The 18,210-nt window shown below is 65.3% G+C and carries 20 protein-coding genes; 7 read left to right on the top strand and 13 right to left on the bottom strand.

Features of this window, described 5'->3' with window-relative positions; translation table 11 throughout:
- The first annotated feature begins 39 nt into the window (after nucleotides 1-39).
- Nucleotides 40-942 (top strand): LysR substrate-binding domain-containing protein, encoded by a 903-nt coding sequence (locus LB551_RS05560; RefSeq protein ID WP_140549163.1) that lies wholly within the window; start codon nucleotides 40-42, stop codon nucleotides 940-942.
- Between the two features lie 67 nt (nucleotides 943-1,009).
- Nucleotides 1,010-2,899: a DNA mismatch repair endonuclease MutL gene (gene mutL / locus LB551_RS05565; protein ID WP_224622657.1), complete on the top strand. Its 1,890-nt coding sequence runs from the start codon at nucleotides 1,010-1,012 to the stop codon at nucleotides 2,897-2,899.
- Between the two features lie 21 nt (nucleotides 2,900-2,920).
- On the opposite strand, the gene LB551_RS05570 is transcribed toward mutL, so the two are convergent.
- The 3 genes from LB551_RS05570 to LB551_RS05580 all read right to left on the bottom strand — a co-directional run bounded on the left by LB551_RS05570 (nucleotide 2,921) and on the right by LB551_RS05580 (nucleotide 5,242).
- Nucleotides 2,921-3,247, bottom strand: coding sequence for an antibiotic biosynthesis monooxygenase family protein (locus LB551_RS05570; RefSeq protein ID WP_140549165.1), 327 nt, complete (start codon nucleotides 3,245-3,247; stop codon nucleotides 2,921-2,923).
- Between the two features lie 63 nt (nucleotides 3,248-3,310).
- A complete protein-coding gene (locus tag LB551_RS05575) occupies nucleotides 3,311-4,186 on the bottom strand; it encodes an alpha/beta fold hydrolase (RefSeq protein WP_224622658.1) in 876 nt (291 codons plus the stop codon).
- A 162-nt stretch (nucleotides 4,187-4,348) separates the two neighbouring features.
- Nucleotides 4,349-5,242, bottom strand: coding sequence for a DMT family transporter (locus LB551_RS05580; protein WP_224658481.1), 894 nt, complete (start codon nucleotides 5,240-5,242; stop codon nucleotides 4,349-4,351).
- 93 nt (nucleotides 5,243-5,335) lie between these two features.
- On the opposite strand from LB551_RS05580, the gene LB551_RS05585 reads away from it, so the two are divergent.
- Entirely contained in the window at nucleotides 5,336-6,262 is a 927-nt protein-coding gene (locus LB551_RS05585; protein ID WP_224622659.1) for a LysR substrate-binding domain-containing protein, read from the top strand.
- Between the two features lie 3 nt (nucleotides 6,263-6,265).
- Here LB551_RS05585 and LB551_RS05590 read toward each other — a convergent pair whose 3' ends face one another.
- The gene (locus LB551_RS05590; protein WP_140549169.1) at nucleotides 6,266-6,808 is read right to left on the bottom strand and encodes a hypothetical protein; all 543 of its coding nucleotides are present in this window, start codon (nucleotides 6,806-6,808) and stop codon (nucleotides 6,266-6,268) included.
- 172 nt (nucleotides 6,809-6,980) lie between these two features.
- On the opposite strand from LB551_RS05590, the gene LB551_RS05595 reads away from it, so the two are divergent.
- Nucleotides 6,981-7,214, top strand: a complete 234-nt coding sequence (locus tag LB551_RS05595) for a DUF2093 domain-containing protein (RefSeq protein ID WP_140494196.1) — start codon at nucleotides 6,981-6,983, stop codon at nucleotides 7,212-7,214.
- On the opposite strand, the gene lpxK is transcribed toward LB551_RS05595, so the two are convergent.
- The 6 genes from lpxK to LB551_RS05625 all read right to left on the bottom strand — a co-directional run bounded on the left by lpxK (nucleotide 7,211) and on the right by LB551_RS05625 (nucleotide 12,803).
- Entirely contained in the window at nucleotides 7,211-8,236 is a 1,026-nt protein-coding gene (gene lpxK / locus LB551_RS05600; RefSeq protein WP_224658482.1) for a tetraacyldisaccharide 4'-kinase, read from the bottom strand. The genes LB551_RS05595 and lpxK overlap by 4 nt on opposite strands.
- A 1-nt stretch (nucleotide 8,237) precedes the next feature.
- Entirely contained in the window at nucleotides 8,238-9,554 is a 1,317-nt protein-coding gene (gene waaA, locus LB551_RS05605) for a lipid IV(A) 3-deoxy-D-manno-octulosonic acid transferase (protein WP_224658483.1), read from the bottom strand.
- Nucleotides 9,551-10,342 carry a lysophospholipid acyltransferase family protein gene (locus LB551_RS05610; RefSeq protein WP_140549172.1) on the bottom strand — a complete coding sequence of 264 codons (792 nt, stop codon included), beginning with the start codon at nucleotides 10,340-10,342 and terminating at the stop codon, nucleotides 9,551-9,553. The genes waaA and LB551_RS05610 overlap by 4 nt, the downstream gene beginning before the upstream one ends.
- 5 nt (nucleotides 10,343-10,347) lie before the next feature.
- Nucleotides 10,348-10,593: a DUF4170 domain-containing protein gene (locus LB551_RS05615; protein WP_140549173.1), complete on the bottom strand. Its 246-nt coding sequence runs from the start codon at nucleotides 10,591-10,593 to the stop codon at nucleotides 10,348-10,350.
- 76 nt (nucleotides 10,594-10,669) lie between these two features.
- On the bottom strand, nucleotides 10,670-11,473 hold the full coding sequence (locus tag LB551_RS05620; RefSeq protein WP_224658484.1) for a 3'(2'),5'-bisphosphate nucleotidase CysQ: 804 nt from the start codon (nucleotides 11,471-11,473) through the stop codon (nucleotides 10,670-10,672).
- Nucleotides 11,460-12,803: a TldD/PmbA family protein gene (locus tag LB551_RS05625; RefSeq protein ID WP_224622664.1), complete on the bottom strand. Its 1,344-nt coding sequence runs from the start codon at nucleotides 12,801-12,803 to the stop codon at nucleotides 11,460-11,462. The genes LB551_RS05620 and LB551_RS05625 overlap by 14 nt, the downstream gene beginning before the upstream one ends.
- 157 nt (nucleotides 12,804-12,960) lie before the next feature.
- Between LB551_RS05625 and LB551_RS05630 the strand changes: the two genes are divergently transcribed.
- A complete protein-coding gene (locus LB551_RS05630) occupies nucleotides 12,961-13,377 on the top strand; it encodes a VOC family protein (protein ID WP_140549176.1) in 417 nt (138 codons plus the stop codon).
- A gap of 26 nt (nucleotides 13,378-13,403) precedes the next feature.
- Here the strand turns inward: LB551_RS05630 and epmA are convergent, their stop codons facing one another.
- Nucleotides 13,404-14,450, bottom strand: a complete 1,047-nt coding sequence (gene epmA, locus LB551_RS05635; protein ID WP_224658485.1) for an EF-P lysine aminoacylase EpmA — start codon at nucleotides 14,448-14,450, stop codon at nucleotides 13,404-13,406.
- A gap of 123 nt (nucleotides 14,451-14,573) precedes the next feature.
- Here epmA and efp point away from each other — a divergent pair, with 123 nt between their 5' ends.
- Complete coding sequence (gene efp / locus LB551_RS05640; protein WP_140494213.1) at nucleotides 14,574-15,143, top strand: elongation factor P; 570 nt, start codon at nucleotides 14,574-14,576, stop codon at nucleotides 15,141-15,143.
- A 184-nt stretch (nucleotides 15,144-15,327) separates the two neighbouring features.
- The gene (locus LB551_RS05645; RefSeq protein WP_224658486.1) at nucleotides 15,328-15,870 is read left to right on the top strand and encodes a dihydrofolate reductase family protein; all 543 of its coding nucleotides are present in this window, start codon (nucleotides 15,328-15,330) and stop codon (nucleotides 15,868-15,870) included.
- 96 nt (nucleotides 15,871-15,966) lie between these two features.
- On the opposite strand, the gene LB551_RS05650 is transcribed toward LB551_RS05645, so the two are convergent.
- Together LB551_RS05650 and LB551_RS05655 are read right to left on the bottom strand one after the other, a co-directional pair.
- On the bottom strand, nucleotides 15,967-16,836 hold the full coding sequence (locus tag LB551_RS05650; RefSeq protein WP_224658487.1) for a patatin-like phospholipase family protein: 870 nt from the start codon (nucleotides 16,834-16,836) through the stop codon (nucleotides 15,967-15,969).
- On the bottom strand, nucleotides 16,833-18,209 hold the full coding sequence (locus LB551_RS05655; RefSeq protein ID WP_224658488.1) for a M16 family metallopeptidase: 1,377 nt from the start codon (nucleotides 18,207-18,209) through the stop codon (nucleotides 16,833-16,835). Before LB551_RS05655 ends, LB551_RS05650 begins: the two co-directional genes overlap by 4 nt.
- Nucleotide 18,210: the final 1 nt, after the last annotated feature.

Raw genomic sequence — 18,210 nt, forward strand, 5'->3', positions numbered from 1 at the left:
GACGCTGGAAAATCCTGATCTCTTGTATAAGCTCTGCTTATGCGAAACCTGCGCCACCTCCTTCCCTCGGCGGGCAGCCTGATCGTCTTCGAGGCGGCGGGCCGCCTGTCGAGCTTCACCGCCGCCGGGCGAGAGCTCGGCATGACCCAGGCCGCCGTCTCCTACGCGGTGCGCGGGCTGGAGGAACAGCTCGGCGCCAAGCTGTTCCAGCGCCGTCACCGGCAGGTCAGCCTGACGGAGGCCGGCGAGCGTTTCCACGCCGACGTTTCGCTGGGCCTGTCCCACATCCGCAAGTCGGCGGAGGATCTGCGCCTGCAGGCGACCGGAGGCCACGTGACGCTTGCCGCCTCAACCGCCTTCGGTTCCTTCTGGATGATGCCGCGGCTGCAGCAGTTCCGCGACGAACTGCCGGGCATTGATCTGCGCATCCAGACCGCCGACCGCGATCTTGACATCATCGCAGAGGGCATCCCGCTTGCCGTGCGCGGCGGCGAACCGAGGGACTGGCAGGACTATCATTCGCTGCCGCTTGCCGACGAGGAGATATTTCCCGTCGCCGGCACCAGCTACGCGGCGAAGTTCGGCCTGCCCAAATCGGTCGCGGAACTGGCCACGCACCGTCTCATCCATCTCGAGGAGCCCTATCGCGAGGCGGCGAGCTGGAATGAGTGGTTCGAATCGGCCGGCGCCCGTCTCGGCGATACCGCGCGCGGCCTGCGCATCAACGACTACGGGCTGGTAATCCAGGGCGTCATGGAAGGGCAAGGCATCGCGCTCGGCTGGCGCCACCTTGCCGAGCGGATGCTGGCGACGGGACTGTTGGTGCCGGTGACGGACCATGTGCTCAAGACCGGCAAGGCGTTCTATGTCATCTGGCCGAAGAACCGGGAGCTTAGCGAGAACGCCCGCAAGGTACGGGATTGGCTGGCAGCGCAAGCGTGAGGCCGTTCACTGTTTTCGCCGTACTTCACCCTCGCCCGCTCGGCACGAATCCGCCTATACTGTCACCATGCCCATACGCCAGCTTTCCGAAACGATGATCAACCAGATCGCCGCCGGCGAAGTCATCGAGCGTCCGGCAAGCGTGGTGAAGGAACTGGTCGAGAACGCGCTTGATGCCGGTGCGGGAAAGGTCGAGGTCGTCACGTCGGGCGGCGGGTTGAACCTGATCCGTGTCACCGATGACGGCTTCGGCATCCCCGAACAGGAGCTTTCGCTGGCAATCGCACGCCATTGCACCTCCAAGCTTGCCGAAGACATCCACGACATCCGCTCGCTCGGCTTTCGCGGCGAGGCGCTGCCGTCGATCGGCTCGGTATCGCGGCTGTCGATCCGCTCGCGCACGGCGGCAAGCGACAGCGCCGCCGAGATCGGCATCGAGGGCGGCAGGATCTCGCCCGTCAGGCCGGCAGCGGCCAATCGCGGCACCACGGTGGAGGTGCGCGACCTTTTCTTCGCCACCCCGGCGAGGCTGAAATTCATGAAAGGCGAGCGCGCCGAAAGCTCGGCGACCAGCGACGTGGTCAAGCGCATCGCGATCGCCTTTCCCACCGTTCGCTTCACGCTCACCGGTTCCGACCGCTCGACGCTGGAATTGCCGGCGACCGAGGACAGCGCGGAAGGCAGCCTGCGCCGCATCGCCCAGGTGATGGGGGCCGAGTTTCCCGACAATTCCATTGCCATCGATGCGATACGCGAAGGCGTGCGCCTGACCGGTCATGTGTCGATCCCGTCCTTCACCCGAGCCAACGCGTTGCAGCAATATGCCTATGTCAATGGCCGGCCGGTGCGCGACAAGCTCATCGCCGGCGCTATCAGAGGCGCCTTCGCCGACGTCCTGCCGCGCGACCGGCATGCGGTTACGGTGCTGTTCCTGACGCTCGATCCGGCGATCGTCGACGTCAATGTCCACCCGGCCAAGGCCGACGTCCGCTTCCGCGACCCCGGCCTGGTGCGCGGACTGATCGTCGGCGCCATCCGCCAGGCGCTTGCCGAAGCCGGCATCCGCGCTGCCACTTCCGGTGCCTCCGGCATGATGGCGGCGTTCCGGCCGGGAGCGGCGTCATACGCCCATGGCGGCCCGGCCAATGGTCACCGCAGCTACGAAGCGGCCTACCACGCCTCGGGCTCTGCCCGTTTCGACCCCGCACGCTCGCCGCAACGGCCACTCGACATGGAGTTCCAGGGTTCAGGATTCGAACGCGCGCGTACAGGAAACGGCGGGTTCGGCGAAAACGAGCAGGCGGCGTTCGATGCCGGCCCGATCGCCAGCGCCGACGCCCGGGCAGGACAGGGCGAAGCGGCGGAGACGCTGCTTGGCACGGTGCTCGGTGCGGCACGGGCGCAGGTGCATGAGAACTACATCGTCGCCCAGACCAGGGACTCACTCGTGATCGTCGACCAGCACGCGGCGCATGAACGGCTGGTCTATGAGGCGTTGAAGAATGCGTTGCATTCCCGCGCGATACCCTCGCAGATGCTGCTGCTACCGGAGATCGTCGACCTGCCGGAAGAGGATGCCGAGCGGCTCGCGCTGCATTCGGACACGCTCGCCCGCTTCGGACTCGGCATCGAGCGTTTCGGCCCGGGTGCGGTCGCCGTGCGCGAGACGCCCTCGATGTTGGGCGAAACAAACGTCCAGCAACTGGTGCGCGACCTTGCCGACGAGATCGCCGACAACGACACGGTCGACACGCTGAAGGAACGGCTGGACAAGATCGCCGCCACCATGGCCTGTCATGGCTCGGTGCGTTCGGGCCGGCTGCTCAAGGCCGAGGAGATGAACGCGCTGCTGCGCCAGATGGAGGCGACGCCCGGCTCCGGCACCTGCAACCACGGCCGCCCGACCTATATCGAACTCAAGCTGGCGGATATCGAGCGGCTGTTCGGGCGGCGATAGCTGACTGCGGAGAGCATCGCCTCAGCGCAGTCCCTGACGATCGACAAGTATCCGGTGAATTTCGATCCGCTCCGGCAGTTCGATCAGGAACTCGGAATCGCGGTCAAGATGGTGGACTTTGGTCGGTTCGCCTTTGGTAAAGGCGGTCATCGCCTGCATGTCCGCCCAATACGAGATGGTTGTGAACCACGTCTCGTCACCACGATCTTCGCGCAGCAATTGGACGCCGAGCGCCGTCTTCTCGAGCGGCGGAATACCCTCGGCGCGCAGATACGGCTCATAGGCGTCGGCGACATCGCGGCGGGTGCGACCGCGCCAGATGCGCGCGATGGTCGGATTGGTCGGCATGATAGTCTCCTTCAGACAGGCTGACAGAAAATGAGCACAGCAGGCCCGAGCCTAGGCTGGCAGTCAGCCGTGGACACGCGCCAGGAAATCGCGAACCAGTGGCAGCGCGTGGTCAAAATGCGTCTCGAGCAGCCAGTGACCGGCGCCATCGATCAGATGCAGGTCCGCATCGGGCAGATCGCGATAATAGGCAAGCGCTGACGCTGCGGGCATATAGCCGTCCTCTGGCCCCCAGACGATCAGCGTGGGCGGATGGTGAGCGCGCAAATAGGCCTGATAGCGCGAAAACCAGCCGAGATTGGCCTCCAGCTTCTCCATCAGACCGACGGCGATCCGCCGACGAATCGGTGTGTTCATCAATGGCCAGTGAAGGCTCCACAGATCGGGAGGTACGCGCGTGGCGACGTCGTCCGCAACTTCACCGATGAACTCGGCTCGGAACCCATCCTCGCTCACCGCCGCCTCGAGCGGACGGTGCTTGTCGGGCGTCTTGTCGGCCCACCAGGCCTTGATTGCCGCGTATTTGGGGCCGAGCACATCCTCGTAGATGTCGCCGTTCTGGATAACGAGCGCGCTGATCCGCTCCGAATGCGAGATCGCGTGCCGGAGTCCTATCTGGGAGCCATAGTCATGCAGCCATAAGGCGTAGCGCTCGAGACCGAAGGCGTCGGCAAGTTTGGCAAGCAGGTCGGCATAGGCGTCGAAATCATAGCCGAAGGCGGCAGGGTCGGGCGTGCCGCTGTATCCGAAGCCGGGCCAGTCGAACGCAATCGTCCGCCAGCGGTCCGCGAGCGCGGGCATCAGTCGGCGGAACTGGAATGAGGAGCAGGGATAGCCGTGCGGCAAGAGCAAGACAGGTGCTTCGGGTGGCCCTGCCTCGCGGTAAAAAATGGATATATCACACAGTTGCATGCGTCGGTGCGTCGTTGCACCCACCATTCGGGCCTCCGTCGAATAAACACCGGCTAAACGCCTTCAACTGGGAAACGTTCCGGCATCAATGGTGCGGGCGGCCGGTATGGACCGAACTTCGGACAAAGCGGCGTTCGGGATGATCACGCCGCGTCTCAGCCGGTCGGACAGGAGCAAGGGAGCAGTGATTCATCTCTTCAAATTCACCACGATGACGCCCCCCAGTGCCAGCGCGCCGCCAAGCAGGCCGAGCAGCGTCGGGACTTCGCCCAGCCAGAAGAAGCCGATCAGGGCGGACATGGGAGAGACCAGATAAAGGAAGTTCGAGGCACGCGCCGCAGGCAGGCGCGAAAGCGCCGTCGCCCAGGCGGCGTAGGCGATCAGGCTCGGCACGACGCCGAGATAGACGACCGCGCCCAGCCCCGCCGTATCGGCGACCGCCGCCTGCGAAAAAGCTGCCGGCAGGAAGGGCGCCAGGCAGAGCGCGCCGAGCACCATGTTCGAGGCCGCGATGGTCAGTGGATGATGGCGGGCAAACAGCGGCTTCTGGACAATGGTGTTGACGGCCGAACAGAGCGCCGATCCCAGCACCAGAAGCGCACCCGTGTCGAAATGCAGGCCCTGTCCGTCGGCCATCGCGATAATGCCGATGCCGCTGAAGGAAATGGCGGTGCCGACCCAGGCCATGGCCGAGAATCGTTCGCCGAGCAGCGCCATCGCCATGATGGCGGTGAAGATCGGGCTGACATTGATGATGAAGCCGGCAGCACCGGCCGAAACCGTCAGCTCGCCGAAATTGAGCATGGCGGTGTAGAGCGCGACGAAAACGGCGCCGCCAAAGGCCAGGCGCCACAACTCGCCTATGCATGGCAGCGTCGGCCGCCTGACGGCAAGGAAGATCGCCGCAGGTACCGCGGCGATGGCAAAGCGCAGGGCGCCGAGTTCGAGCGGCCCGAAAGCGGCGAGACCAGCCCGGATCGCCGGAAAGGCCGAGGCCCAGCCAACCACCGTCAGCGCCACCGCTATGGCGGCTGTGGTGTCCATCCGCTGTGCTGGATTCAACGTGCTCGTCATCGCCCTCATCTCACCGGTCTCCCGTTCTTTCGCCTCTCGACGCGGAGAAAACGCCTTTTCGGACCAATTGACAAACGACCAAATCGAGGGTCAGCTGTGACTATGGATCACAGCTTAGACGGCATCTTGCCGCTCGAGACACTGCGCGCCTTCGATGCTGCGGCACGCACGGGGAGTTTTTCGGCAGCCGCGCAGAGGCTAAACCTCACCCATGGCGCTGTCAGCCGGCAGATTGCCAAGCTGGAGGACTGGCTCGGCCTGAAGGTTTTCGAACGCGGGGCGCGCGGCGTAACGCTGACGAACGAAGGCAATCGCCTGCATCTCAGGACCACCGAAGCCTTTGCGTTGATCTCGGTCAATTCGGATCGTTGGGTTGAACCACGCGGCACCGCAGTGGTGCGGCTGGCCTCGATCCCCTCGGTGAGTGGCCTTTGGCTGATGCCACGCATGGCGGCGCTTGAGAACGATCCCACCCGCCTGCGCATCGTGCTGGACGTCGACAACCGCCAGGCCGACCTCGCCGACGAGGGCATCGATCTGTCGGTTCGCTGCGGACGCGGCCGCATCCCGGGCCGCGTTTCGATGCAGTTGTTCGAGGAATATCTTTTTCCCATCGCCTCGCCGAGCCTCGCGCAGGAGATCGGCGGCGGCGATCCGGCCCGGCTGCTCAAATTCCCGCTGATCAACGATTCCGACGCATCCGGCTGGCGCGCCTGGTTCGCCGCGCAGGACATGGATTACCGGCCGCGCCCGCAGGATCGCCGCTTCGAAGACTACAATCTGGTGCTCGACGCCGCCGCACACGGCCTGGGCATCGCGCTGGCACGGCCGCCGCTCACCGAACACCAGATACGGTCGGGGCGCGTCGTGGCCGTCGACGACCGCGTTGTTCTCAATCCCGTTTCCTACTGGCTCGATCGTCCCGCCGGGAGGCCCCGCGCCGCTGCCGCCGACCTGTCGCGCCGCATCGCGGCGCATGCCGGCGTATCGGCGGAAAGGATCGAACACTTCATCGAAGCCGACACGTAGGTTTCAGCGAATGGCCAGCCAGGCAAATGCGATGAGCGCGGCAACCAGCAGGCCCGTTGCGATGGGGCCGATGCCGACCGCGCCTTGTTCGCGATTCCCTGGTGCGGCGTCCTTTGGTTGGCCGGCCATGCGCCCGGGCACCGCATTGTCGGCCGACGCCTTTTGCACCACAGAAATCTGCGGCGAGACGAACGCCAGCCATGAGAGCAGTGCGGGCCGGGCAGCGCCGGCGTCTTCGGATTTTGTCACGGCCACCGGCACGACGCGCTGAGCCTCGTCACCTGGCGACGCCTGCTTGCGCGCCGCAATCTCGGGAACGGTCTTTCCGGCGGTGTCCATGTCCGGCTCCATCACGGCCTGGTAGGCCCTTACGATCTGCTGTGCGGCCAATTGCTGCGACGTCGCGGCCGGCGCGGGCGGCAAGGCCGCCAGCGTTTCCACGGCCGGTTGCGCGCGCAAGGCCGGCAGCGGCGGTCGCAACGCCACCTTGACCAGCGCCGCGCTGACCGCATCGGGTTTCGCCAACGGCACCGCCTGCGGCGTCATCGCCTCCTTAAGCAAGGAAGCCAGCCGAGCGGAAGAAACGTCCATCATGTTCCCACCAATGGTACTCTTCGGCTCATCAAATAGGATATCAGCATTGCCTCGAGCTTGTCCCATGCTTGACCTTGCCGGCAATTTGTGGCGATGAACTCGGCATGAAGCTCGGCACTAAACCATGATGAACCGTTTCGAAGGCCCCGGCGGCAAGGAAGCCCGTATCCGCTATCTCGACGGCGACTTCCAGGTGACGAGTCCCGGCGCGTTCGTGCGCTGCGCCGTGACCGGCGAAAGCATTCCGCTCGACGAGCTGAAATACTGGAGCGTCGAGAGGCAGGAGCCCTACATCAACGCCGCGGCCTCGTTGCGCCGCGAGATCGAGGCGCACCCGGAATTGCGCAAGCGAAGCTAACGCTTAAGCTTACGCTGGCGCCAGGCATCGAGCGTCTCCTCGATGATACGTTCTGGAACGTGGTCGAGCTCGAAGACCGCGTCGATTTCCAGCACGTCGAGGCGATCGAGAAAGTCCTGCGAAGCGCCATGGCGCAGCCGGGCTGCGTCCTTGGCGGTCGTGATCAGCCCGAGCCCTCCGGCGCGCGCGGTGGCCACCAGTTCGGCAAGCTCATCCTCGGCATAGAAATGATGATCCGGAAACGGCCGCTTCAAAGCCACCTCGCCACCGGCCTCCTCTACCGTGTCGAAGAATTTTTCGGGATGGCCGATGCCGGCGAAGGCAAGATAGCGTTTGCCGGCGAGGCGCTCCTTGCCGCTCGGCTCGCTGTGAGCCTCGAAGATCGGCCGCCCGGCGCGCGCCGCCTGGCGCACCACCGCGTCGGCGGCGGTGCCGTGGCCCATCTTCAACAACCCGCTGGTGAAGACCAGTTGATCGACGACCCTGGCCCTGAGCGGTCCGCCCGGGATGACACGGCCGTTGCCGATGCCGTAGCGCGCATCGACGACGACCAGCGCATAGTCGATATGGATGCGAGCGCTCTGGAAGCCATCATCCATGATCAGAAAATCGCAGCCATGGTTTTCCATGAGCAGTCGGGCGCCGGCGGCGCGGTGCGGCGTCACTGCCACGGGCGCGTGTTCGGCCAGCAGCAGCGGCTCGTCACCGACATGCCTGGCGCTGTCGTGTTTGATGTCGACGATATGCGGCTCGGCGAAGGAGCCGCCATGGCCGCGCGACAGAAAACCGGGTTTGAGCCGCATGCGCCTGGCGTGTTCGGCCATGGCGATCGCCACCGGCGTCTTGCCCGTCCCGCCGACGGTGAAATTGCCGATGCACAGAACCGGCGCTTCGATCTTCTCGCGCCTCGCCCTTCGCATGCCACGGCCGGCGACAAATGCATAGGCGGCCGACAGCGGCGACAGCGCGAAAACGCGCCAGTCCGGCTCCTCCCACCAGAATGGCGGTGCTTCGGAGGCCATCTTAGCGCCCGTTCGCGCCCTTCAGGCGCGCCTTGACGACCAGTGGCTGGATGTAGGGCTCAAGCGATTTCAGCGTGCACGCCAGCGCGCCGCGCATCTCATCGACGGTCGCGGCGCCGGCAGCCATCATCTCATGGCGCGCCACTTCGTTGGTGAGCAGGAAGTTGACGGCACCGGCCAGCATGTCGCGGTCGCGCACCAGCTTGGCGCCGCCGCTGTCGAGCAGGCGCTGGTAGGCCTCGCGGAAATTCTGCACGTTGCGTCCGGCAAGGACCGCCGTCTCGAGCATGGCCGGTTCGAGCGGGTTCTGGCCGCCTTCGGAGGTGAGCGAACGGCCGACAAAGGCAATCTCGGTCAGCCTGAGGTAGAGCCCCATCTCGCCGATCGTATCCCCGAGCAGGATGTCGACATCGGCCCCGATCCTGTCGGCCTTGCTGCGCCGCGCGACCTTGAGGCCCATGCTGGAAATCTGCTCGGCCAGGGCCTCTGCACGGGCGGGATGGCGCGGGACGACGATCGTCAGCAGGCCATGGTGACGCTTGTGCAGCATCGCATGAACCTCGGCGGCGGCGACTTCCTCGCCGTCATGGGTCGAGATCGCCGCCCAGGTCGGACGGCCGCCAATCTGCCGCTGCAAGATGGCCAGCGCCCGTTCGTCGACCGGCGGCGGGTTGGTGTCGACCTTGAGATTGCCGGAGACGGTTACCGGCCGGGCGCCGAGCGCGCGGAAACGCTCGCCGTCGACATCGGACTGGGCAACGACATGGGCAAGGTTCTCGAACAGCGCCTCGGCGATGTTGGGGCGCTTCTTCCAGGACGTGAAGGAGCGGTCGGACAGCCTGCCATTGACCAGAACCTGCGGCACGTGGCGGGCGCCAAGCTCGAGAATCGTCATCGGCCAGATCTCGGATTCAGCGATGATCGCCAGATCCGGCTTCCAATGGTCGAGGAAACGGCTGACCGCCGGCTTGAGGTCGAGCGGCACATATTGGTGGATGATGCGGTCGCCCAATCTCTCATCGGCGACCTTTGCCGACGTTACGGTGCCGGTCGTCAGCACGATATTGACGCCGTAGTCGAGTATGCTCTCGACCAGGGGAACGACAGCTATGGTTTCGCCGACGCTCGCGGCATGGATCCAGATAACGGGCCCATCGGGGCGAGGCCGGCCGGCGACGCCGTAGCGTTCGCGGCGGCGGTTGCGGTCTTCCTTGCCGCGCGAGGTGCGCCAGGCAACATAGGGTCCGACCAGCGGATAGGCGACAGCGCCCGCCAAACGATATGCCGACAGCATGGTGCGCGCCCAGCGACCGCTCATCGCGGGGCATCCACGAGACGGTACGCCTCGGCGGTCGCGGCATTGAGCGCGGCCGTCACTTCCAGGCGCTTGCGCTCCATTTCGGCGTCATCGGCATTGGCCGGCACGAAAACCGGTGTACCGATGATGATGGACGAGCGGCCGAACGGCAGGTTGATGGTCGTCTTGTCCCAGCTCTTCTCCAGCACCTTGCGGCGGCTGGTGGCAATGGCCGCCGGCAGGATCGGTCGGCCGGAGAGCCGCGCCAGGAGCACGATGCCAAGCCCCGCATCGCGCGGCGTGCCATGGGGGATGTCAGCGATCATGGCAACGTTTTTGCCGGCGACGAGCGACTTTTTCAGGGCGATCAGTGCCTTGGCGCCGCCCTTGTCGAGATGTTTGGCGTTATCGCGCCCGCCGGACCCGCGTACGGCTTCAATGCCGAATCTCTCGATCATCAGGGCGTTGAGCTCGGCATCGGCGCTGCGCGACACCATGGCGACCAACGGCCTGCCCTTGGGGTAGTAGGCCGGCGTCAACAGATGCTGGCCGTGCCAAAGCGCAATGATGCCCGGCTCGAACTGGGCATAGGCACCGCCGGTCAATTTCGCCGAGCCGTCGACGACGCGGTTGGTCAGGCGCACCAGCCGAACGAACTGCGCCAGCAGGCCGACAATGATGTTCTTGACGAATCGCGACTGCGCCAGCGGCTTGCGGATCCTGCGCCAGAAGGCCTTGGTGGCGCGGCTGCGGCCCCTGCCCGTCGGCGTAGCCTGGCCGGGCGGCGCTTTCGCCAGGTCATTGTCCATCGAAGTCAACCGACAGCCTTGTGGTCGGGGTCCAGGAGCCGATGCAGGTGCACGACGAAATAACGCATATGGGCATTGTCCACGCTGGCCTGCGCCTTGGCTTTCCATACCGTATGGGCGGATTGATAGTCGGGATAGATGCCGACGATGTCGAGCGCGTCGAGATCGCGGAATTCGGTGCCGCCAAGCTTCTTCAGTTCGCCACCGAACACCAGGTGCAAAAGCTGTTTCTTTCCGTCTTCCGCGGCCATTTCGGTCCTTCACATATTGTGAGTTTGTGACAGGTCTAGACCAAAGCCGCCGACTTTGGAACCTTCGATAGCGCTTTCAATCATCTAGTCCGGCAATGACACCCACGAGCACCGCCAGCAGTTCACCGCTGCCGGCGGCGAGCGCGCCGTGGCGGGTCACCTCGCCGGCATAGAGCGGCGCGCGGCCATGCGGGTCGAGCAACTGGCCGCCCGCCTCGCGCAGGATAAGGTCGGCGGCGGCGATATCCCAGTCGTGCGCGTTCGGCTTGACGAAAGTGGCGTCGAGCGTGCCATTGGCGATCATCGCCAGGCGGTAGGCAAGCGAAGGACTGTAAGGCGCCCGCTTCAACCGTTCCTGCCAGCCGGTCGGTATCCTGTCGAGCAACTGCTTCAACCCGGAAATTTCGGCCTTGTCGCCGGGCTGGCGCACCGTGATGCGCCTGCCGTTGCGGAAGGCACCCTGGCCAGGCAGCGCCCAGTAAGTCTCGTTGAGCGCCGGACATTCGAGTACGCCGGCAAGCGAGCGGCCATGCTCGACGACCGCAACGCTGACGCACCAGGTGCGCTGGCCTTCCAGGAAGCCGCGCGTTCCGTCGATCGGATCGACGACAAAGGTTCGGCGCGCCGAAAGCCGCACTGGATCGTCGACCGTCTCCTCGGACAGCCAGCCATAATCCGGCCGCGCCGCAAGCAGGGTCTGGCGAAGATACGCATCGGCGGCATGATCGGCCTCGCTGACCGGTGAGGTGCCGCCCTTCATCCAGACTTGCGGACTGTTGCCGAAGTAGCGCATCGCGATGGCGCCCGCCTCGCGGGCAGCGTCGCGCAGCAGCGGCAGATCCTCCGTGGCGCCGGTCGTGGTCAGATCATGCTCCGGCAAGGGTCATGCCTTCGATGAGCAGCGTGGGGGCAGCGGTGCCGAAATTGCGATCGAGGTCGCTTGCCGGCACCATGTTGAGGAACATCGTCTTCAGGTTGGAGGCGATCGTGACTTCGGCGACGGGATAGGCAAGCTGGCCGTTGTCGATCCAGAAACCGGAAGCGCCGCGGCTGTATTCGCCGGTCACCATGTCGACACCTTGCCCGAACACCTCGGTGACGTAGAAGCCGGTCTTGAGCGACGCAATCAGTTCTTCCGGCGAGCGCTCACCCGGCTCGATGGCAAGATTGGTCGAAGACGGCGAGACGGAGGAGCCGCTGCGCGAACCGCGTCCATTGGTGACGAGACCCAGTTCCCGCGCCGCCGAGGTCGACAGGAACCAGTGGTTGAGCACGCCGTTCTCGACCATCAAAAGCTTGTCGCCTTCGACACCTTCGCCGTCGAACGGACGCGAGGCCTGGCCGCGCCGCCTCAGCGGCTCGTCGGTGACGGTAATGGCCGATGCAGCCACCTTTTTGCCCATCATGTCGCGCAGGAACGACGTCTTGCGTGCGACGGCAGCGCCGTTGATGGCGCCCGCGAGATGGCCGGCAATGCCGCGCGCCACGCGCGGATCGAACACCACGTCGACCGGTCCGGTCGCGGCCTTGCGCGCGCCGAGGCGGCGCACGGCGCGTTCCCCGGCTTTGCGGCCTATGTCTTCCGGCGCGTCCAGGTCGGCAAAATGCTGGCGCGAGGAGAATTCATAATCGCGTTCCATCCCGGTACCCTCGCCGGCGATGACGCTTGTGGAGCGCGAGAAGCGCGAGGCGACATAATGGCCGAGGAAGCCGTGCGAGGTAGCCAATACCAGCCCTCCGAGCCCAGCGCTGGCATTGCTGCCCGCCGAATTGGTCACGCCTTTGACGGCCAGAGCCGCCGCTTCCGCGGCCAATGCCGCTTCCTTCAACTGGTCGGCCGATACTTCTGTTGTATCGAACAGGTCGAGATCGCGCGTCTGCCTGGCCAGCAGCGCCGGATCCGCGAGGCCCTGGTTGGGATCTTCGGGAGAGACCCTGGCCATGGCGACGGCACGTTCGGCAAGCGCCTTCGGGTCGGACGCGGCAGTCGCGGAAACACTTGCCACCCGCTGGCCGACAAAGACGCGCAGTGAAACGTCGTCGCCTTCCGACGCCTCGGTGTTTTCGACCTTGCCCAGCCGCACCGACACGCCGGTCGAGCGGCCACGCACCGCGACGGCATCGGCGGCATCGGCGCCGGCTTTTTTGGCAGCCTCGACCAAGGCCGCGACGCGGTCGGTCAATCTTGATGCGTCCGATATATCGCTCATGCGCGTGATCCTGCTGTTGCGGCCGGCCCGGAAGCCGCCGTCCCCCATCTATTGTTCCGGTCCGGCTTGTGCAATGGCACAAGCTTCAATCAGAATGCATCGGTTCAGCCGCCCATCGCGAAGCGCGGCACCGCATCGCCAGCACGGAGCATTTCCAATGACGCCTTTCCATCTTGCCTTCCCGGTCCGTGATCTCGATGAAACACGCGCTTTCTATGGCGAGGTGCTGGGTTGCGCCATCGGCCGCTCTTCGGAGACCTGGGTCGATTTCGATCTGTTCGGCCACCAGATGTCGGCGCATCTGCGGCCACGGGCCGCGCCGGCCGCCAGTGACGGGAAGGTCGACGGCATGGCGGTGCCGATCCCGCATTTCGGCGCCGTGCTTCTGATGGACGACTGGCAGCGGCTTGCCGCGCGGCTGGAGGCACGCGCCGACATAGACTGGCTGGAGCGGCCGATGATCCGCTTCAAGGGAGAGCCCGGCGAACAGGCGACGCTGTTCATCCGCGATCCCTCGGGCAATGCATTGGAATTCAAGGGTTTTCGTTCGCTGGAGCAGATTTTCGCGCATTGAGACGGCGCAAGCCGTGGCGCGCGGACTCAGGACTCGGCAACAGGCGTCCAGATCACATCCTCGATTTTTTGCGCGCCCGTGGCCAGCATCGCCAGCCGGTCGAAGCCGAGCGCGATGCCGCTGGCCTGTGGCATCACCGCAAGTGCGGCGAGAAAATCCTCGTCCAGCGGATAGCGCTCGCCATAGACTCGCTCTTTCTCGTCCATTTCCATGATGAAGCGCCGGCGCTGCTCTTCGGCGTCCGTCAACTCGCCAAAGCCGTTGGCGAGTTCGACGCCGCAGCAATAGAGCTCGAAGCGCTCGGCAACGCGGGGGTCGCGTGGGCTCGGTCGCGCCAGAGCCGCCTCGGCGACCGGATACTCGCACAGGATGGTCGCGCGGCCGATACCGAGGTTGGGCTCGATCTTCTCCACCATCACCCGGCTGAACAGGTCGGCCCAGCCGTCGTCGGGCGCGGTACGCAGGCCGGCACCGGTCAGGGCCTGATGGAGCGAATCGCGGTCGGTGACGCCATCGGCGCTGACCGTCGCAAGCAGATCGATGCCGGCATGGCGGGCGAAGGCGTCCGCCACCGTCAGCCGCTCTGGCTCTGCGAAAGGATCGCAGTCGCGGCCGCGAAAGCTGAAACGCGTGGCCCCTGCCCTTGTCGCGGCCAGCGCCAGCAGATCCGCGCAATCCCGCATCAGGCTCTCATAGGTTTCCCCCACCCTATACCATTCGAGCATGGTGAATTCGGGATGGTGCAAAGGGCCACGCTCGCGGTTGCGGTAGACCGGGCCGAAGCTGAAGATCCTGGTCTCGCCGGCGGCGAGCAGCTTCTTGCAGGCGAATTCCGGCGACGTGTGCAGATAGAGCGGCTTGCGCTGCCCGTCCGGCGCGACCGCCTCGGTTGCGAAGGCCGCCAGATGCGCCTCGTTGCCAGGCGATATCTGCAGGGCCGATGCCTGCACCTCGATGAAATCGCGGCGGGCGAACCAGTCACGCAAGGCAGCGGCAAGGCCGTTGCGCAGCATCAGGCGCGGGCGGCGATCGGCATGGACATGCGGCGTCCACCAGGGCGAAGCGGCGGTCATGGGCGGTTTGAAGGCGCGCTGGTTCGCGTTGGGGGCTGGCGGTTCGCGCCGAGATGCGCTAGGCCCCCATCCAGCGCCGCGCAAGCCGGCAAACGCCCGTCAACTCTCGCAGGATGAAAAACCGTGGTGAAAGTCATCGCCAGTTCGCTCCGCAAAGGCAATGTCGTCGACAAGGACGGCAAGCTTTATGTGATCCTCTTTGCCGAAAACATCCACCCAGGCAAGGGCACGCCCGTGACGCAGCTCGACATGCGCCGCATTGGGGACGGGGTGAAGGTTTCGGAGCGCTACCGCACCACCGAACAGGTGGAGCGCGCCTATGTCGAGGAGCGCGAGCACACCTTCCTCTACGCCGACGGCGAAGGCTATCACTTCATGAACCCCGAGACCTACGACCAGGTGGCGGTGTCGGAAGCCGTTGTCGGCGATGCCGCCCCCTATTTGCAGGAAGGCATGCCGGTTCAGGTCTCGCAGTTCAACGGCATCGCCATCTCCCTGGTGCTGCCGCAGCGCGCTACCTTCGAAGTGGTCGAGACCGAGCCGACGACCAAGGGCCAGACGGCGTCCTCTTCCTACAAGCCCGCCCTGCTCTCCAACGGCGTGCGCACCGCCGTGCCGCCGCACATCGCTCCAGGCACCCGCGTGGTGGTGATGACGGCCGATGGGTCCTATGTGGAGCGGGCGAAGGACTGAGGGGCTAGCGTCGCGAGCTTTTCAGCCGGACCCTATTTTTTAGCCGCTGACGATGAGCGGCGGCATCGCCAATTGGCGCCGGCCGAGGCCGACGCTGCCCGGCCAAACAACAAGCGCAGCGTTATTTCCAGAAGCGTGTCGCACAAAGCCATCATCGTTCGTCCTTGTGGAAAGGAGAACGCCAATGAGAAAGCTTATCGTCACCGAATTCATCAGCGTCGATGGCATCGCCGAGGTCGAGAAACTTCCCGGTGTGACCTGGAACGACGAGATGAACAGGTTCAAGGAAGAAGAGCTCGCCGACAGCGGCGCCATGCTTTTGGGGCGCACGACCTACGAGACCTTCGCCGGCTCGTGGCCGAGCGAAACCGGAGACTTCGCCGACCGGTTCAACGCGCTGCCGAAATATGTCGCGTCCAGCAGTTTGAAGGTGCTCGACTGGAAACCGGCCGAGCTGCTCAGGGGGCCGCTGCCGGAGGCGGTCAGGACACTGAAGCAAGGTAGCGGCGGCAACATCTATGTGCATGGCAGCCTCAGCGTCGCGCAGGAACTGTTGCGCCATGGTCTGGTCGACCGCGTCAGGCTGCTGAGCTATGCCGGCACCGTCGGCCAAGGCAAAAAACTGTTTCCGGCCGGCGATCCGGTGTCGCTCGAGTTGATTTACGCCAAGCCATTCAGCAACGGCGTGGTGGCGCTGGAGTATGCGCCGGTGCTGGCGAAATCGTAATCGGTTAGAGTGCCCTTCTTCCAGAGAGGACTGGGGGGCGCCTGGCTTTCGGGATCAAAGCTATAGCGTGACGTGAGGCAATCTATGGACCTCGCGTCACCCGGTCTGCTTTCCCCGTCTTCGCTCTACGGCAGCACTTTCCCTCGCCTCCACAACACGCTCCACCTCGCGCTTGAGCTGGTCCTTGATATCCGCCGTCTCGGTCATCAGGACCTCGATCTTCAGGAAGTCGAGCACGCGGTATTTCGATACCGCCGGGCGGATCAGGATATCGGGCTGGCACTGCTTCAGCTTGTTGGCGATGATCGACTGCATCATCAGTTGGGTGGCGCCGAACATCAGGTCGACGGAGGTCGGCCGCCTGCGGTCGGCCTCTTCCGGCGCGCCGACCACATCGACGCCGATGATGATGTCGGCATCCTCCTCGACCAGGTCGAAGGGCACGGGGTTGTAGATGCCGCCGTCGATCAGCAACCGGCCGTCGCGCATCACCGGGCGGAACACGGCGGGAATGGCCGCTGAAGCCGCGAGCGCGGAATGCAGGTCGCCATCGGCGAGCACGGCCAGCTTGTGGCCGAAATAGTCCGTCGCCGTCACCTTCAGCGGAATTTTCAGCTCGGCGAAGGTTTCGGGGATGGCGCCGGGCAGGAAGGCTTTGAGGATGCGTTCGACATTGAACTGGCTGACGCGGATGCCGGCCTGCATGGCCTCGGCGATCGTGCCGGGCCGCGCCCGCCACATGCGGCTCGCCACCTCGGCGCGGCGGCCGAGGATCGAGCGGGCATAGTCATGGATGTCCTTGCCGGTCATGCCGGAGGCCATGCAGGCGCCCACGATGGCGCCGATCGACGAGCCGGCGATCGCGACCGGCCTGATGCCCAGTTCGTCCAGCGCCTCGATGACATGGATATGCGCCAGACCGCGCGCGCCGCCGCCGCCAAAGGCGATGCCGAAGGTCAGGCTCATCCCTTATTGGCTCCGGCCAAGGGCGGTCCGACGACCATGATGGTCGGCTCGGCCGACAAAAGCTTCTTCGCCGCGGCCTTGACCTGGTCGAGTGTCACCGCGTTGATGAGGCCGGTGCGGCGCTGAATGTAATCGATGCCGAGGTCGTCGACCTGCAGCTCGACCAGGGTCGCGGCGATCGCGCTGGAGGAGTCCAGGTTGCTGATGGCGTAGGCGCCGATCAGGTATTTCTTGGTCGCCGCCAGTTCCGCCTCGGTAGGGCCGTCCTCGGCAAGCCGCCTGACCACGTCGCGCACGATGCCGAGGGTTTCGGCGGCGCGGTCCGAGCGCGTGCCGGTGGTGACGATCAGCGCGTCGGCATGGTCCTGGTTGATCAGCGAGGAGTTGACGCTGTAGGCCAGCCCGCGCTTCTCGCGCACCTCCTGGAACAGGCGCGAGGTGAAAGTGCCGCCGCCGAGGATCTCGTTCATCAGAACCGCGGGGAAGAAATCGGCCGCCTTGCGCCTCACGCCGGGCCAGGCAAGCTGCAACGAGGTCTGCGGCAGGTCGTAGTCGACCTCGACATGCCGCGCCAGATGCGGCTCGACATCGGCGACCGGCGCGAGCGCCTGGTTCCGCGGCAGGTCGCCGAACACCATGTCCAGTTTCTTCTTCAGCGTTTCCGGGTCGATGGCGCCGACCACCGCGACATGCAGCCCGCTCCGCGCGAAGACCGCCTTGTGCAGCGCCTTCAAATCGTCCCGCGTGATGGCGGCGATGCTCTGCCTGGTGCCCTGGTCGGAGCGCGAATAGGGGTGATCGCCATAGAGAGCGCGCGCCCATCTGTCCTGCGCGATCGTGTCGGGGTCGTTCTCTCCGGCGATGATGCCGGACAGGATCTGGGCGCCGATGCGATCAATCGGCGCCTGGTCGAAACGCGGCTCGTTGACCGCCAGCCGCAGCAGGTCGAACGCCTCGTCTCGCTGCTCGGCCAACATGCGCATGGAACCGTAGATGCCGTCGCGGGTCTCCTCGAAGCTCATCTCGGCGCCGGCGTCGTCGAGCTTCACCTGGAAGGCGTCGCTGTCCAGAGGGCCTGCGCCTTCGTCGAACAGGCCGGTCATCAGATTGGCCAGCCCCTCCTTGCCCGGCGGATCCTGCGTCGAGCCGCCGCCAAAGACGAAACGGACGGCCACCATCGGCACCGAATAGTCTTCGACCAGCCAGGCGGTGACGCCCTTGGGCGAGGTGACCTGCTGGATCTCCATGGCGCGGGCGGCAAGCGCCGGCAGGACAAGGAAGAAGATGGTGAGGAGCAAAGTGACAAGCGCAGCGCGTGCCTTCCCTTCTCCCCTTGCGGGAGAAGGGAGAAAGCCGTGGTGCTCGCTATTCATC

Origin of the sequence: Mesorhizobium sp. BR1-1-2, assembly GCF_020165435.1 — a bacterium.
In the GTDB taxonomy this organism is placed as follows: Bacteria; Pseudomonadota; Alphaproteobacteria; order Rhizobiales; family Rhizobiaceae; genus Mesorhizobium.

Bases quoted from the DNA above. Each gene is read 5' to 3' on its own strand.
- LB551_RS05585 (WP_224622659.1), top strand. From the start codon at position 5,336: ATGGATCACAGCTTAGACGGCATCTTGCCGCTCGAGACACTGCGCGCC.
- LB551_RS05630 (WP_140549176.1), top strand. From the start codon at position 12,961: ATGACGCCTTTCCATCTTGCCTTCCCGGTCCGTGATCTCGATGAAACA.
- mutL (WP_224622657.1), top strand. From the start codon at position 1,010: ATGCCCATACGCCAGCTTTCCGAAACGATGATCAACCAGATCGCCGCC.
- LB551_RS05625 (WP_224622664.1), bottom strand. From the start codon at position 12,803: ATGAGCGATATATCGGACGCATCAAGATTGACCGACCGCGTCGCGGCC.
- LB551_RS05580 (WP_224658481.1), bottom strand. From the start codon at position 5,242: ATGAGGGCGATGACGAGCACGTTGAATCCAGCACAGCGGATGGACACC.
- epmA (WP_224658485.1), bottom strand. From the start codon at position 14,450: ATGACCGCCGCTTCGCCCTGGTGGACGCCGCATGTCCATGCCGATCGC.
- LB551_RS05560 (WP_140549163.1), top strand. From the start codon at position 40: ATGCGAAACCTGCGCCACCTCCTTCCCTCGGCGGGCAGCCTGATCGTC.
- LB551_RS05650 (WP_224658487.1), bottom strand. From the start codon at position 16,836: ATGAGCCTGACCTTCGGCATCGCCTTTGGCGGCGGCGGCGCGCGCGGT.
- LB551_RS05645 (WP_224658486.1), top strand. From the start codon at position 15,328: ATGAGAAAGCTTATCGTCACCGAATTCATCAGCGTCGATGGCATCGCC.
- waaA (WP_224658483.1), bottom strand. From the start codon at position 9,554: ATGAGCGGTCGCTGGGCGCGCACCATGCTGTCGGCATATCGTTTGGCG.
- LB551_RS05615 (WP_140549173.1), bottom strand. From the start codon at position 10,593: ATGGCCGCGGAAGACGGAAAGAAACAGCTTTTGCACCTGGTGTTCGGT.
- LB551_RS05610 (WP_140549172.1), bottom strand. From the start codon at position 10,342: ATGGACAATGACCTGGCGAAAGCGCCGCCCGGCCAGGCTACGCCGACG.
- LB551_RS05575 (WP_224622658.1), bottom strand. From the start codon at position 4,186: ATGGTGGGTGCAACGACGCACCGACGCATGCAACTGTGTGATATATCC.
- LB551_RS05655 (WP_224658488.1), bottom strand. From the start codon at position 18,209: ATGAATAGCGAGCACCACGGCTTTCTCCCTTCTCCCGCAAGGGGAGAA.
- LB551_RS05595 (WP_140494196.1), top strand. From the start codon at position 6,981: ATGATGAACCGTTTCGAAGGCCCCGGCGGCAAGGAAGCCCGTATCCGC.
- lpxK (WP_224658482.1), bottom strand. From the start codon at position 8,236: ATGGCCTCCGAAGCACCGCCATTCTGGTGGGAGGAGCCGGACTGGCGC.
- LB551_RS05570 (WP_140549165.1), bottom strand. From the start codon at position 3,247: ATGCCGACCAATCCGACCATCGCGCGCATCTGGCGCGGTCGCACCCGC.
- LB551_RS05590 (WP_140549169.1), bottom strand. From the start codon at position 6,808: ATGACGCCGCAGGCGGTGCCGTTGGCGAAACCCGATGCGGTCAGCGCG.